This is a genomic window from Xanthomonas sp. NCPPB 3959, assembly GCF_056675575.1.
Window position 1 is genome coordinate 21,705 of sequence record NZ_JBWWVR010000012.1, and the last position, 14,050, is coordinate 35,754.

Annotated in this window: 14 protein-coding genes; 8 read left to right on the forward strand and 6 right to left on the reverse strand. The window is 63.2% G+C overall.

The features are described 5' to 3' along the window. Nucleotides 1-167 precede the first annotated feature (167 nt). The 4 genes from AC1KVG_RS14790 (at nt 168) to fghA (ending at nt 3,149) form a co-directional block, all read left to right on the forward strand. Nucleotides 168-443, forward strand: a complete 276-nt coding sequence (locus AC1KVG_RS14790) for a metal/formaldehyde-sensitive transcriptional repressor (RefSeq protein ID WP_023905100.1) — start codon at nt 168-170, stop codon at nt 441-443. 63 nt (nt 444-506) lie between these two features. Further along, complete coding sequence (locus AC1KVG_RS14795; RefSeq protein ID WP_006451640.1) at nt 507-1,616, forward strand: S-(hydroxymethyl)glutathione dehydrogenase/class III alcohol dehydrogenase; 1,110 nt, start codon at nt 507-509, stop codon at nt 1,614-1,616. A 68-nt stretch (nt 1,617-1,684) separates the two neighbouring features. Then, nucleotides 1,685-2,260, forward strand: a complete 576-nt coding sequence (gene gfa / locus AC1KVG_RS14800) for an S-(hydroxymethyl)glutathione synthase (protein WP_481094886.1) — start codon at nt 1,685-1,687, stop codon at nt 2,258-2,260. Nucleotides 2,261-2,318: 58 nt separating this feature from the next. After that, nucleotides 2,319-3,149, forward strand: a complete 831-nt coding sequence (fghA, locus tag AC1KVG_RS14805; protein ID WP_481094887.1) for an S-formylglutathione hydrolase — start codon at nt 2,319-2,321, stop codon at nt 3,147-3,149. 416 nt (nt 3,150-3,565) lie between these two features. On the opposite strand, the gene AC1KVG_RS14810 is transcribed toward fghA, so the two are convergent. Further along, the gene (locus tag AC1KVG_RS14810; protein WP_481094888.1) at nt 3,566-4,975 is read right to left on the reverse strand and encodes an aminotransferase-like domain-containing protein; all 1,410 of its coding nucleotides are present in this window, start codon (nt 4,973-4,975) and stop codon (nt 3,566-3,568) included. A gap of 131 nt (nt 4,976-5,106) precedes the next feature. Between AC1KVG_RS14810 and AC1KVG_RS14815 the strand changes: the two genes are divergently transcribed. Both AC1KVG_RS14815 and AC1KVG_RS14820 read left to right on the forward strand, forming a co-directional pair. Further along, nucleotides 5,107-5,898: a PhzF family phenazine biosynthesis protein gene (locus AC1KVG_RS14815; protein WP_481094889.1), complete on the forward strand. Its 792-nt coding sequence runs from the start codon at nt 5,107-5,109 to the stop codon at nt 5,896-5,898. Then, the gene (locus AC1KVG_RS14820; RefSeq protein ID WP_481094890.1) at nt 5,895-6,821 is read left to right on the forward strand and encodes a DMT family transporter; all 927 of its coding nucleotides are present in this window, start codon (nt 5,895-5,897) and stop codon (nt 6,819-6,821) included. The genes AC1KVG_RS14815 and AC1KVG_RS14820 overlap by 4 nt, the downstream gene beginning before the upstream one ends. A 41-nt stretch (nt 6,822-6,862) precedes the next feature. Here AC1KVG_RS14820 and AC1KVG_RS14825 read toward each other — a convergent pair whose 3' ends face one another. Next, nucleotides 6,863-7,201 carry a hypothetical protein gene (locus AC1KVG_RS14825; RefSeq protein WP_481094891.1) on the reverse strand — a complete coding sequence of 113 codons (339 nt, stop codon included), beginning with the start codon at nt 7,199-7,201 and terminating at the stop codon, nt 6,863-6,865. Between the two features lie 635 nt (nt 7,202-7,836). Continuing rightward, complete coding sequence (locus AC1KVG_RS14830) at nt 7,837-8,781, reverse strand: DegV family protein (RefSeq protein ID WP_481094892.1); 945 nt, start codon at nt 8,779-8,781, stop codon at nt 7,837-7,839. Nucleotides 8,782-9,271: 490 nt separating this feature from the next. Here AC1KVG_RS14830 and AC1KVG_RS14835 point away from each other — a divergent pair, with 490 nt between their 5' ends. Continuing rightward, nucleotides 9,272-10,087 carry a GH12 family glycosyl hydrolase domain-containing protein gene (locus AC1KVG_RS14835; protein WP_255086013.1) on the forward strand — a complete coding sequence of 272 codons (816 nt, stop codon included), beginning with the start codon at nt 9,272-9,274 and terminating at the stop codon, nt 10,085-10,087. 238 nt (nt 10,088-10,325) lie between these two features. Continuing rightward, nucleotides 10,326-11,123, forward strand: a complete 798-nt coding sequence (locus AC1KVG_RS14840; RefSeq protein WP_481094893.1) for a GH12 family glycosyl hydrolase domain-containing protein — start codon at nt 10,326-10,328, stop codon at nt 11,121-11,123. A gap of 199 nt (nt 11,124-11,322) precedes the next feature. On the opposite strand, the gene AC1KVG_RS14845 is transcribed toward AC1KVG_RS14840, so the two are convergent. The 3 genes from AC1KVG_RS14845 to AC1KVG_RS14855 form a co-directional block, all read right to left on the reverse strand. Next, on the reverse strand, nt 11,323-12,930 hold the full coding sequence (locus AC1KVG_RS14845) for a rhamnogalacturonan lyase B N-terminal domain-containing protein (RefSeq protein WP_481094894.1): 1,608 nt from the start codon (nt 12,928-12,930) through the stop codon (nt 11,323-11,325). Nucleotides 12,931-13,139: 209 nt separating this feature from the next. Then, nucleotides 13,140-13,466 (reverse strand): hypothetical protein, encoded by a 327-nt coding sequence (locus AC1KVG_RS14850; protein ID WP_043889875.1) that lies wholly within the window; start codon nt 13,464-13,466, stop codon nt 13,140-13,142. A gap of 138 nt (nt 13,467-13,604) precedes the next feature. After that, entirely contained in the window at nt 13,605-14,012 is a 408-nt protein-coding gene (locus AC1KVG_RS14855) for a ribosomal maturation YjgA family protein (RefSeq protein ID WP_481094970.1), read from the reverse strand. Nucleotides 14,013-14,050 lie beyond the last annotated feature (38 nt).

Here is a 14,050-nt window from a genome sequence, read left to right on the forward strand (position 1 = left end):
GTGTGCACAGGCCGCGCCACAGTCTCTGTTGGCGGCATTCTCGCGCGCATCTGCGTTGATCGAACATCATGTTGCCAGCCGGCATCTTCGACAGAACGCCCCGGCGCCCATGGCTTTTTTCGTCCGAATCCATATACTGCCCCCCAGTATTTTGGATCGGAGCTGTCATGCCGCATTCGCCGCAAGAGAAAAAGCGGGCGCTAGCACGCGTGCGTCGCTTGCGCGGGCAGTGCGATGCACTTGAGCGGGCGCTGCAGGCAGGCGCAGACTGCGCGCCTGTCTTGCAGCAGATCGCCGCGATCCGGGGGGCCGTGAATGGGCTGATGTCGCAGGTGCTTGAAGCGCATATCCGGGAAGATTTCGGGCATGCCGCAACGTCCGATGCGCAACGCGCCGAGCGGGTGCAGGAATTGCTCGGCCTGGTCCGGTCCTACCTCAAATGAACTCCCACCGGGTCGGCGCATGCCGCACCCGTCCTTGAATCTCATCGTCAGGAGCGTCATCCAATGAAATCCCGTGCAGCAGTTGCATTCGGACCCGGCAAGCCGCTGGAAATCGTCGAAATCGACGTCGCACCGCCGAAGGCCGGCGAAGTGCTGGTCCGCATCACCCATACCGGCGTCTGCCACACCGATGCGTTCACGCTGTCCGGCGACGACCCGGAAGGCATCTTCCCGTCCGTGCTGGGCCACGAAGGCGGCGGCATCGTTGAAGAGATCGGCGAGGGCGTCACCAGCGTCAAGGTCGGCGATCACGTGATCCCGCTGTACACCGCCGAATGCCGCAAGTGCAAATTCTGCCTGTCCGGCAAGACCAATCTGTGCCAGGCAGTGCGTGCCACACAGGGCAAGGGCCTGATGCCCGACGGCACCACGCGCTTCTCCTACAACGGTGAGCCGATCTATCACTACATGGGCTGCAGCACCTTCAGCGAGTACACCGTGGTGCCGGAGATTTCGCTGGCCGTGGTCAACCCGGAAGCGCCGCTGGAAAAGGTCTGCCTGCTCGGTTGCGGCGTCACCACCGGTATTGGTGCCGTGCACAACACTGCCAAGGTCAAGCCGGGTGAGAGCGTGGCAGTGTTCGGCCTGGGCGGCATTGGTCTGGCGGTGATCCAGGGCGCGGTGCAGGCCAAGGCCGGGCGCATCCTGGCCATCGACACCAACCCGGGCAAGTTCGATCTGGCACGCAGCATGGGCGCCACCGATTGCATCAACCCCAAGGACTACGACAAGCCGATCCAGGAGGTCATCGTCGAGTTGACCGATGGCGGCGTGGACTTCAGTTTCGAGTGCATCGGCAACGTCAACGTGATGCGGTCGGCGCTGGAGTGTTGCCACAAGGGCTGGGGCGAGAGCGTCATCATTGGTGTGGCTGGCGCAGGCCAGGAAATCAGCACCCGTCCGTTCCAGCTGGTGACAGGGCGCGTGTGGCGCGGCTCGGCCTTCGGCGGCGTCAAGGGACGTACCCAATTGCCGGGCATGGTGGAGCAATCGATGAAGGGCGAGATCGATCTGGACCCGTTCATCACCCACACCATGCCGCTGGAAGAGATCAACGAGGCCTTCCACCTGATGCACGAAGGCAAGTCGATCCGCACCGTGATTCACTTCTGACCGTACGGCCAGGATCGGCGCGCGGCCGCTTCCGCGCACGTGGTACCCGATACTCCGGGAGGGGCATGATGACCAGCGTCTCGATTCATCCTTCGGTAGACAGTGGTGTTGCGCGTGGAGGTGCAGAAAGCTTTCAGGGGGGAACCCTTGAATGTCATTGCGCCAGCGACAAGGTGACCGTGGAAGTGGGTGCGCAGACCGCGCATAACCACGCCTGCGGTTGCAGTAAATGCTGGAAGCCGGAAGGCGCGACCTTTTCGGTGATTGCAGTGGTGCCGCGCGACAAGGTCACGGTCACCGCGCATGCGGAGAAGCTCAAGATCGTCGACGAAAGCGCGGCGATCCAGCGCCACGCCTGTACCGCTTGCGGCGTGCATATGATTGGCCGCATCGAGAACAAGGACCATGCGTTTTATGGTCTGGACTTTATCCATACCGAGTTGTCGCAGCAGTCGGGCTGGTCGCCGCCGGGCTTTGCGGCGTTCGTGTCCTCCATCATCGAAACCGGCACGCCGCCGGATGACATGGACGGCGTACGCGCGCGCCTCAACGAGCTCGGCTTGACCCCGTACGACTGCCTGTCGCCGGGATTGATGGATGCATTGGCGGCCAATGTGGCACGCCATAAGGGCCTGCTGCACTGATCGCCCAACCTCGCGGCCGGCATCCATGTCGGCCGCAGGTTTTTATCGAAGGAATCTTATGGAACGTATCGAACACCGTGCCTGCTTCGGCGGTTGGCAAGATGTCTACCGGCACCAGTCGCAGAGCTTGAACTGCAGCATGCAGGTGGGCGTGTATCTGCCACCGCAGGCCGCCGATGGCCCGCTGCCGGTGCTGTACTGGCTCAGCGGCCTGACCTGCACCGAACAGAATTTCATCAGCAAGGCCGGCGCGCAACGTTACGCGGCCGAGCATGGCGTCATCCTGGTTGCGCCCGACACCAGCCCGCGCGGCGACGAGGTGGCCGACGCGGACGGCTACGACATCGGCAAGGGCGCTGGTTTCTATGTCGACGCCACCGAGCAGCCATGGGCCGCGCATTACCGCATGTACGACTATGTGGTGAACGAATTGCCGGCGTTGATCGAAGCGACCTTCGCCACTACCGCCGCGCGCGCGATCAGCGGCCACTCGATGGGCGGGCACGGCGCCTTGACCATCGCATTGAAGAATCCGGGCCGCTATCGCAGCGTGTCTGCATTTTCACCGATCGTCGCGCCGAGCCAGGTGCCGTGGGGCGAGAAGGCGTTTGGCCAGTATCTGGGGCCGGACCGTGATGCGTGGAAAGCGTATGACGCCACTGCGTTGATCGCACAAACGCAGGAGCGTTTGCCGCTATTGATCGATCAGGGCGACGCGGATGAATTTCTCGAAAACCAGTTGAAAACTGCGTTATTCGAGGAAGCTGCAAAGACCGCTGATTATCCGGTCACGGTGCGGCTGCAGCCTGGTTACGACCATAGCTATTACTTCATCTCGAGTTTTATCGGCGAGCATATTGCGCATCATGCTGCGGCGTTGCGTTCGTGATTGCTTGATTGCTCGATTGTGGAAATAGCCAATCGTTTGTTGCGTTTGTTAAGTTTGTGGCGTGTGCGTGGCAGTAGACCTCGCGCAGTTGCGTGCGTTGCATTGCTTGCGTTGCCGTGTTGCCTGGACCGGTGGCATGAATAAAGCGCCGAGCTGATTTCCCTTCTCCCCTCGGGAGAAGGTACCCCGCGGGGCGGATGAGGGTACGGGCGAAGCCTGGTGAAGTTTGGGTGCAGGTTGGCTTCGCCCAGTACCCTCACCCCAACCCCTCTCCCGTGGGGAGAGGGGCTCGTCATTGCGCATCTGAAAGTTCGCGTCGAGTAGATGCTGGCGACATCGTTGTTGTTGTTCAACAGCAACAGCAACAGCAACAGCTGACGCCAACGCCAATTCAAAAGTTGATGCCCACGACGAAGCTACCGCGCCACCTGCGTCGCAAGCCTGCCCAATCGCCGCATCGCGCGTTCCAGCATGTCGCTCCACGGCTGGCCGCAGGTCAGCCGCAGGTGATCGGCGTAGTCGCCGCGGCTGGAGTACAGATGGCCCGGCGAGGTGCCGATACCTTCGGCCAATGCGGCTTCGAACAATGCTTGGCCGCTGCCGCCATCGGGCAATTGCAGCCACAGCGAGAGTCCGCCGGCCGGGTCGCCCACCCGCGTGCTCTCAGGCCAATGCCGCACGATCGCATCGCGCAAGCGTTGGCCGTTGTCGGCCAGGGTGCGGCGTAGTTTGCGCAGATGCCGTTCCAGATCGTGTTGCGCCAGATAATCGGCCAGCGCCAGTTGCGGCAGGCTGGCGCTGCCGACGGTGGAAAAGTATTTGGCGCGCACCAATGCGTCGGTCCAGTCGCCGCCCAGCAACCACCCCACGCGCAGTCCCGGCGACAGCACCTTGGAAAACGAGCCGCAGGTGATCACGTTGGCATGCGTGTCGAAGTGGCGTAGCGGGCGAGGGCGCTGGCCCGACCAATCCAGTTCGCCGTAGATATCGTCTTCGATCACCACGGTGCCGTGGTGCGCGCAGCTGTCGAGCAGTGCGCGCTTGGCACTGTCGGGGGTGAGGCTGCCGTTGGGATTGTTGAAGTTGGGCACCAGCACCGCCGCGCGTACCGGCGTGCGTTGCAGCAGCGCGTCCAGGCGTGCCACATCGATACCATGGCCGGCGCGGTTGGGGACTTCCAGCACCTTGAGTCGTAACGCGGCCACCGCCTGCAGGATGCCGTGGTAGGTGGGTGTTTCCACCAGCACCACATCGCCCGGTGCGGTGAGTGTGCGCAGTGCCAGGCTGATCGCTTCCATCGCGCCGGCGGTGATCACCACTTCTTCCGCGGCTACGGTGGTTGCGCAGTGTGCGTAACGCTGTGCGATTTGCCTGCGTAGTACGGCGTGGCCTTGTGGCGGTGCGTAGTCCAGTGCGGTTGTGCGTTGGCGCCGCAACTGACGCGACAGGGCGGCGGCCAAGTGCGCAGCCGGCAACAACGCCGGTGCGGGAGTGGCGGTGTGCAACGGCAGCAGGTCGGTACGCGCCAGGGTATCGAGCACGCGCTGCAAGGCCGGGTTGTCGACCATGCCGGGTTTGCGCCGCCGCGTTGCCGGTGCTGCGACAGGCAATGCAGAGGCGGTGGTGCGCACGAAGTAGCCGGAGCGCGGCCGCGCCTGCACGCGTCCTTCGCGTTCCAGTTGCAGGCAGGCCTGCACTGCCGTTGCCGTGCTGATGCCGTGATTGGCAGCTAGTTGCCGAATCGAGGGCAGGCGCTCGCCGGCACGCAGGGTGCCGCCTTCGATCTGCTGCCGCAGCTGGGTGGCCAGCGATTCGTACAGGAGCATGTACGGGCGCCCTTTATCTGTATTGGTCAATTTGCAGCGTATCTGAATCTGTCATGGTCGTGTGCTGCGCTGCAGACTGGCTGTGCCCGGTGAGTGCGCCAGGTGTGTCTTCTCTTCTGTGAGGTTGGGCCGTGCTGCTTCCTGTGTTTATCGTCGATGCGTTTACCACGGTGCGTTTCAAGGGCAATCCTGCAGCTGTCGTGCCGTTGCAGGAATGGCTGCCGGAGTCGCTGATGCAGGCGATTGCCGGCGAACACAATTTGTCTGAGACCGCATTTTTCGTACGCGACGAGAGCGGGGTATTCGACATCCGCTGGTTTTCTCCGATCAAGGAAGTCGGCTTCTGCGGGCATGCGACCTTGGCCAGCGCGTTGGTGATTGCCACGCATCAAGGCGCTGCATTCCCGTTGCGATTGCGCGCGCCTGCCGTCGGTGAGATCGAGGTCGCCAGGGTGGCCGAGAGTACCTTCGAGCTGCGCTTCCCCAATCAGATGCCGTCGCTGGTGCGGGTAGTGCCGCAAGCCTTGTCGGAGGCGTTGTCGATCGCGCCACAGGCTGTCTATGCAAACGCGCAGGCGTATATCGCCATCTATGCCGATGAAGGACAGGTGCGTGAGGTGACGCCCGATCTGAGCCGGATGTTGGCGCTGGCGCCGCGCGATGTAGCGGTCACCGCGCCGGGCGTCGGGCATGACTTCGTCTCGCGCTATTTCTGGCCGGCCAATGGCGGTAGCGAGGATCCGGTCACCGGGTCGATCCATGCCGCGTTGGCGCCGCTGTGGGCACAAACGCTTGGCAAGACGCAGCTGCGTGCGCTGCAGGCATCGGTACGCGGCGGTGAACTCGATTGCCGGGTCGAGCCGCAGCATGTGTACGTGCGCGGCAGTGCTGTGCAGTATCTGCAGGGAGTGATTGCGCTATGAGCGTGTCCTTGTCTGCTCAAGCGACCTCGGCGGGCGCTGCGCGACGTGCAATCTGGCAATTGCTGGTGGCCGAAGTGTTGATCGGGTCGGTGGGCGTATTCGTGCACGAAAGCGGGCAGGATCCGGTGACTGCGGTGTTCTACCGCTGCCTGTTCGGTGCGCTGTTTCTGACGGTATGCGGTTTGATCGGTGGGCAGCTGCGCGGCCTGTGGCGCGAGCGTACGCTGTTGCGCGATGCGGTCATCAGCGGTGTGTTGCTGGTGCTGAACTGGGTGGCGTTGTTCGCCGGCATGGCGCGCTCGTCGATCGGTGTGGCGACGATGGTCTACCACGTGTTTCCGTTCGTGATGTTGATCCTTGCCGCATTGCTGCAGGGCGAGCGCACGCGGCGTGTCGATCTTGGCTGGACGTTGCTGGCATTCGTCGGTGTGGCCTGTTCGGCCGATCCGGCGCGGCTGTGGCAGGCGGCCGATCGCGGTTATCTGATCGGGATCGCGCTCACCTTGCTGGCGGCATTGCTGTGCGGGGCCTCGTTGCTGATGTCGCGCCGCATCAGCCGCGAGCGGCCGCTGGCGGTGGTGACCGTGCAGTGCTGGGTCGGCACCTTATTGCTGGCAGGGTTTTCCAGTGGCGCCGCGCTGCATCCGGGCCTGCACTGGCTGTGGCTGGTGGGCTTGGGCGTAATCCACAGCGGCATCGTGTATGTGCTGTTCTATTCGTCCTATCGTCACCTGCATGTGGCCACGATTGCGGTACTGGCGTTCGTCTATCCGCTGGTCACGCTGTTGCTGGACTATCTGCTCTACGGCCACGCGCTGGTGCCGGTGCAATGGCTGGGCCTGGCATTGATCGTGATCGGGACGCTGGCGGTAAATCTGAAGTGGCGGTGGCCTCGGCGGGTGCCAGACAACGTGCTGACCTGAGTGAAGCTGCCGCCGCGCCTTACGCGCGGCGGCAGCGGGCTTCAACGCACGTCGCGCAGTTCCCAGTGATGTCCGGCCAGCGCCTGCATGCGCTGTTTGAGCAGGTCGCCGGGGATGCTGGTGGTGGCGACCAGATCGATCCGCAGGTCGCCCTGCTTGCCGATGACCGTGGCCGAGGGATCGGTTACGCCGAGGCTGGGATCCACCGCGTCCGGGTCGGCCTGCAGCTGGCGCCAGCGATCGAACCAGGCCGGGTCGCGCAGGGCGGCCTGCAGCTGTTCGGCAAAAGCCTCGGCACCATGGGCGCTGAAGCTCACGCTCGCATCGCCGCCGCGGGCGAGCTTGGGGTCGGGCAGGCTGATCGAATAGCTGACGGGCATGTGCGAAGACTCTGGTGGATGACGTTCGCACGTTAGTGCAGCGGCGGTGAGTATTCCGTCGACGGGTGTGCAGGCATGTAGCTCTCTGCGATCCACTTCTACTTGGAACCAAGCTTTTGACCTGTATCTGAAAGACGCTACAACTCGAAATACTGTTTGCGTTGGAGTGGTTGGATGGTGCGGATAGGTCAGGTGTAAAGCGACTGATCTGCGGCTTGGTCGCAGGGTCTTTGCCCGCCCACCATCGCGGGACACGCCGCAAGTACGTCCGTGTAGGCTCTTACGCGGCATCCATGCCGCGTAAGGTCCCGCGACGGTGGGCGGACAAGGACCAGTCGAGATGGTCGGTGTGCAGGGTTTTCAGCAAAGCAACCTGTAAATTCCCCGGTGCGGTGTCCTCGCCGATTGCGGGACCGTGTGGCGGCATGGATGCCGCCACCGAGCCTACATGGACGTACTTGCGGCGTGTCCCGCGAGCGGTGAGGGCACCGCGCCCTCGAATGACTCAGCTTTTGAATACATCTAAACGATTCGACATCATCTCTGTAGCCGTAAGCTGATTGCACGATGTAGACGAATCAGTTGCAGAGCGATAGCGCTGCCGCTTGGCTGCAAAGCCATCGACCGAGCCTGCTTCAGGCAGAAAACGTATGCGGCTCGGCCGCAAATGCAACTGCCAGTGCGCCCTTGCCCACGTTGACCATGCCGGTCAGGCTCATCACGCTTTCGAACAATTCCACACCGTGGGTCTGGCAGGCGGCCTGCAAGGCGGCGTAGCCGGGCAGGGCGTGCAACTCGTTCAGCTCGCCGCCGTAGCCTACGCATACGGTGGGCGTCATCAAGCCCTCGCGGAGCTTGCGCACGGTGAAGCCGAACAGCTTCTCTGCGGATGGCTCGAAGCCCTTCAACTTGGCCACCGGTTCGGTGACGCCGCGATACGCGCGCAGCACCGGCTTGATATCCAGCGCACTGCCCAGCGCGGCGCTGATCAAGCCCACACTGCGGTCGCCCTTGGTGCGGGCACGCGCACGCAGGTAATAGAGATCGCGCGGAATCATGTAGCCGTAAGTGTGTTCGGCCAGCTGCTCGAGCCGGGCGCGAATCGCTGCCACGCCCTGGCCCTGCTCGCGCAGACGCACCGCCTCCACCGCGGTGATGCCTTGGCCGGCGAACAGGTTGAGCGTATCGATCACGCGCAGTGCGAACGGCGAGGTATGGCCGGCCGCCTGGCGGATCGGCTTGTAGTCGTTGAGGATCGCGAAGCTGGCCTGCATGGCGTTATCGAAGATCTGGCTGCGCAGCTTGGAGATGGTCAGGCAGAACACGTGGTCGTAGTCGATGACCAGCCGCTGCAGGAACAGATCGCGGATCTGGTTGACCGAGAACGGTGTGGTCTCCGCCTCGTGACCGCGCTCGGCCACATGCGCGTGCAGGAAGCTCAGCGTGGCCTCTTCATCGCGGTGATCGGCCAGCACTGCTTCGCCGATGCGTACGCTGATCGGCAGCACGATGACGTTGTTGCGTTGGATGAAGTCCTGCGGCAGATCGCAGGCACTGTCCACCACGATTCCGATGCGCATCGTCGCCCCCTTCGGCTGTTGCGTCGTCTGTAGTGCGAACGCTATCGCAAAACGGCCGTGGCGCGTAGGGCTATCGCCTGGCGCGTCGCTGTCCTGGTGCAAGGTGACGCGTTCATCGGCGTGATGCAGCGTCGGCCAGTGACGACAGGCAGCAGCCACAGATGCATCGCGCAAGGCATGCACAAGCGATCGCTTGCGTGGCGCAATCGCTACCTACGCGTGATGCGGCTCTGCACCATTCCTGATCGCGGCGTTGCGTGCCCTCTGACTGATACATCCTGCTGGCAGCCGATAACGAACACAAACTGAGGACCCGCGCACGCTTCGCGTGCCAGATAGCACCCGTTATGGTGCATGGCGAGCGAGGGCTGCCGGAATTGCTATAGCTCCGCTCACAACGGCACTGCTAGGGTCCGACGCCACCGCTGCAAGGCGGCTTTCGACAACGCCGTACTGGCGTTGCCGCGCGGAACCCACACGGAGAGTCAACATGCACAACAGCCAATCCAGCACCCTCACTCACACCGGTGCGCAGGCGCCGACCACGCGGCGGCGCGCATCGCGCTGGTGGAAAGCAGCATTGGCAATCGGTCTGGTGGCGCTCGCGCCGGTGGCACTGGCCGGGCCCTACAAGATCTTCGGCAACCACTATGCGTGGGTGAACAATTTCAACGATCCCAACAACATCATCCAGGGCACCTTCGGCACCGGCAGCACGCCGGAGTTGACCGTGACCTTTAACTTCGCCGACTACAACCTCTATGGCTACCCGGCGATCGTGCGCGGCTGGCATTACGACTGGAATCCGACCAGCGACACCTTGTTCCCGAAGCAGATTTCCTCGCTGAGCAAGATCCCGCTCAAGTTCACCTATAGCGCGGGCGGCACCAATCTGGCTGGCGATTTTGCCTACGACATCTTCTTCCGTTGGGATACCGCCAAGGGCAATCCGCAGCTGGAAGTGATGATCTGGGGCGACCATAACTCCTGGCCGATCGGCACGCTGACCGCGAGCAAGGTGATCACTGCCGGTGGACGCACCTTCGACCTGTGGGAAGGCTTCAACTCCGGTGCCGGCTACTACGTCTACACCTTCATCCCGACCGGCACGGCCGGCCAGCCCACGCTCAAGACCAGCGGCAGCCTCAACGTGGATGCCAAGCCCTTCCTCACCTGGCTGCAGACCAACCGGTCCAAGGATGGGCGCTACAACAACAGCATGTATCTGCATGCTGTTGAAGCGGGTTTTGAAGTGGTGCGCGGCAATGGCTGGGCCAAGGTCAGCGCCACGCTCGACGCACAGTAATCTGCAATAACGTGGTCTTGTGCGCGACGCATGCATGCGTCGCGCATCGGATGGGGCCACGGTGATCGGTCTGCAGGGATGGCCACGTCCTCGCCCCGTCAGCGCGAGGGTATCCGTTGCCAGTCGCGCAACTGTGTCGATGGCGCCGGATGCGTAATGGTCGTTCGTTCACCGCTCGGCGCGTTGCGCTGCACGCCGGTGGACGAACGTTTATCCATCCATCATCGGAGTCCACCCCATGCAGTTGCACAACAGCTTCCGTTCGCTGACGTCTGCTGGTTCCAACCGGTTGCCGCGCGCTGTGGCGTTGGCCTTGGTGCTGGTCGCATCCAGCGCCAGCGCCGCTACCGGCGAGACCAAGGTTTACGGCACGCAATACGCCTACAACAATAATTTCAACGACAAGAACAACAACATCAAGGCGACCTTCGGCTCGGGCAGTACGCCGAGCATGACCGTGACCTATAACCTGCCCAGCGGAACGTTGTATGGGTATCCGGCCATTTGCCGCGGTTGGCACTACACGATGAACCCGGCCACCGACAGCTACTTTCCGCATCAGGTGTCCAAGATCGGCAGCCTGAGCGGCGCAGTGGCGTTCACTACCAGCGGTAGCGGGCAGACCGGTGACTTTGCCTACGATCTGTTCTTCCGCAAGGACGCCAGCAAGGGCGATCCGCAGCTGGAAGTGATGATCTGGGGCGCCAACAATTCCTATCCGCTGGGCACGCTGACTACCGCCAATGCCATCACCTCCGGCGGCGTCACCTATGACCTGTGGGAAGGCAATAACTCCGCTGCAGGCTATTACGTGTACACCTTCATTCCGCATGGCACCGCGGGCAACAGCAATGCGTTGCCGGCAAAGGGCAATCTCACTGCGGACGTCAAGGCGTTCTTGACCAAGCTGCAGGAGTTGCGTGGCGGCGATGGCCGTTACAGCAACGCGTTGTATCTGCAGGTGGTGGAGGGCGGCTTCGAAGTCACCGGCGGGATGGGTTCGGTGTCGCTGAGTGGTGCGATCACCGCCAAATAAGCGCGGCGATCAACAGCCCTACGCGTAGCCAGCACCTGGAAACGGCATGCTCCCGCGGACTCTAGCGCGTGGATGGTATGGGCCGATTGCAACCAGCGGTCAGGTGCATTCGACGCGCTGGTCAGTGGTTGGTGTCATCGTTCTTGAGCTGTGCCACCCACCGCACGTGTCTGTGCGCGGTGGGTGGCAGGCAGGTGCCTTACATCGCCACCAGCTGGATGCTGTCGAACACGAACGCCGGGCTGAGGAAGCCATCGTCCGGCGATCCGGAGGCAACACCGATCTCGATGCGGTTGCTGCCGGCCTGCAGCGCCGAGGCAGGAATATCCACCTCGTACAGCGTGTTGTTGCCGCGCGTGGTGCCACGGGTGATGCCGCGCGTCTTGGGTTGGTTGGGTGTGGCCGGTAGCGGTCCATTCCAGCGCGCATTGACGCTGATCTGCGGACGCGCGCTGACCTGGCTCAGTGGCACGAAGATACGCAGGCGATAGCCACGCACTTCATTGGCCGCCAGGGTGAAGTCGATGCGGTTCGGCGTGTTGATGCTGCGCCACTGCACCGCCGGAAAGCTGCTCACACTGCTGGAGCCAACGGTGTAGGTGACCGGTGCCCAGCTCATGCGTTTGTCTGAGGGATGCGCGCGCGGCAACAGGTCTGCATACCGGAAACCGGCGGGCGTGCCATCGGCAACGCCGATCTGCCACTTCGGCGTGCCCGCCAATGCCACTGCCTGCAGCGCGGCTTGCGCTGTCGCATTGGCAAACACTTCGACATCGCGTTGGGCCACTTCCAGTTCGTTCTGGTAGAGCGTCATGCGATAGCGTCCCGGGCGCACGCCAGCAAGCTGGTAGTCACCGCTGCCATTGGCCGTGGCCCAGTACTGCGCCTGGTCGCTGCGCAGGCCGACCACGGCGGGCTGGCCGGACAACACGCCGCTGACGCGGCCGCTCACCGCACCGCGCCCGGCATCGGCGAGATAACCGCTCAGGCCCAGGCTGGCGTCGACAAAGCTGGTATCCAGTTGCGCGCTGGAGGGCGCACCGCCATCGGTGAACAGCAGCCCGTACACGCCGTGGAAACCGCCGCGAAACGCCTCGGTCTGGGTGTGGTCGGAATACATGTAGTTGTAGAGCTCATGCGTCACGCGGGTCTTTTGCGTGGCGATGTCCTTGAAAAACGGCCCGCCGGAACTGCGCTCGCGATTGCCCATCAGCATGAACGCCGCAACCCCCGAACCGCTGACCCCATGCACCTTGTCGTCGATCATGCGGCGTGCCGAGTAGAACTTGGAACTGGTGCGTCCATCCGGCAGCAAGAACACATCCTCGCTCTCGACCGGCGTACCCACGTTGGAATCGGGTTCCTGCTGTGCATTCGGCAGCTTGGCGACATTCAAGCGGGTGACGAAGCGCAGCTCTTCGCCGCCGACCTTCGACAGTGTCGGTGCATACGTTGCCATGTAGATCGCGTTGCGGCCTGTGCGTGCAATGTAGTACTGGGTCAGGTCGCCGGCCTTGGCCGAGACCACGATCGCCCCACCTACCGTGCGCGCCTCCACGCTGGCGCTACCCAACCCCGAGGCCAGCTGCGTGCCCTTGGACTCGGTGGTCTGCAACTCGTTGTCGCGATAACGCATCGACACGATGTCGCCATTGCCGGCGTTTACCGAAAACACCAGTTGGGCGCCGGTGTCCACGATGAAGCGATCACCGCTGCGGGTGACGCCGAAGGCAGCCATGGCAGGTGCGCTGACGCTGCCGTAGAACAACAGTGCGCATGCCAGGATGCGCAGGGTAGGGCGGGGCATATCGATCTCCGAGTGGGGGTGTCGCTGTGATGCCGACGCGCGATGCTAGGCGAGCTGGACAGCGACCACGATGACCACGCGTGCAGAGCGTGCGCCCTGTTCGAAGTGGCGTGCCGAAACGCAGTGGAGGTCACGCTCTCTGTCTGCAACCTGGAGGCACGAAGCGACCGATGGACGGTGCTGCCTGCATTTCACTGCGGTGACACGCATCAGTGCAGCGCGTCGCGCGCCGACTGGATCGCCAGCACCCACTGTTCGCGTTTGCCGATCACGAAGCGATGCTCGCCACCGTCGTCCAGTTGAACCACCAGCGAGGTCGGCGCAACCGGCAGCAAGCCGAACAACCGTGTCCAGCGCAGTTGCATCGCCTCGATCTGCGCCAGATGCACGGTCAACGATTGGGTCTGGATATTGAGGGCATGCGGCTGAAAGTGCAGCGCATCGGCAGTGAGGATCAAGCGCCCGCCCACCGCTTCCAAGCCACGTTGCAGATTGGCGGGTGCCTGGCGCAACACGACGCGATCGATCGAGCGCAATCCGCTGCCCTGGAACAGCGAGGTCACCGCGGTACCCCTGCCATGCAGATCGGCCGCGTCTGCCGGTGCAAGGCCGCGACTGTTTCGATCAGTGCCGATGGTGAAACGCGAGACATACGGTAGACCCGGGGGAGTGCATCACTGCTGCGGATGTCGCCCGTAAGACGCAGCGACACGGCATGACAGCACATCGCCAATGTACGCCACGCCACCGCCAACCAGATACATCGCCAGATCGTGCAAGGTGGCGGTGTTGCCGAGCGCGATAGCTGCGGCGCTGCCGGGACGCAGGCCGAGCCGGTCGGCCAGATGGATCGCCTGCAAGCCTTCGATCACGCACCCGGTCGCCACCGCCAGCAGCGCCGCCCAACGCGGTGAGAGCGCAAGCACACCGCGCAATCCGCAGTAGACCAGGATCACTGCCAACATATCGCCCAGGCTGCCGCGCACCCACGGCCCACCGAGCCGACCGGCGCCGATTGCCACTTCGATCAGCAGCACGGCGAGTGCAAGCAGCAGGTACAGCACGCGTGCGCGTGGAGACATCGGCATCAGGGTGTGCCTGCCAGATGACAGCCGTGTGT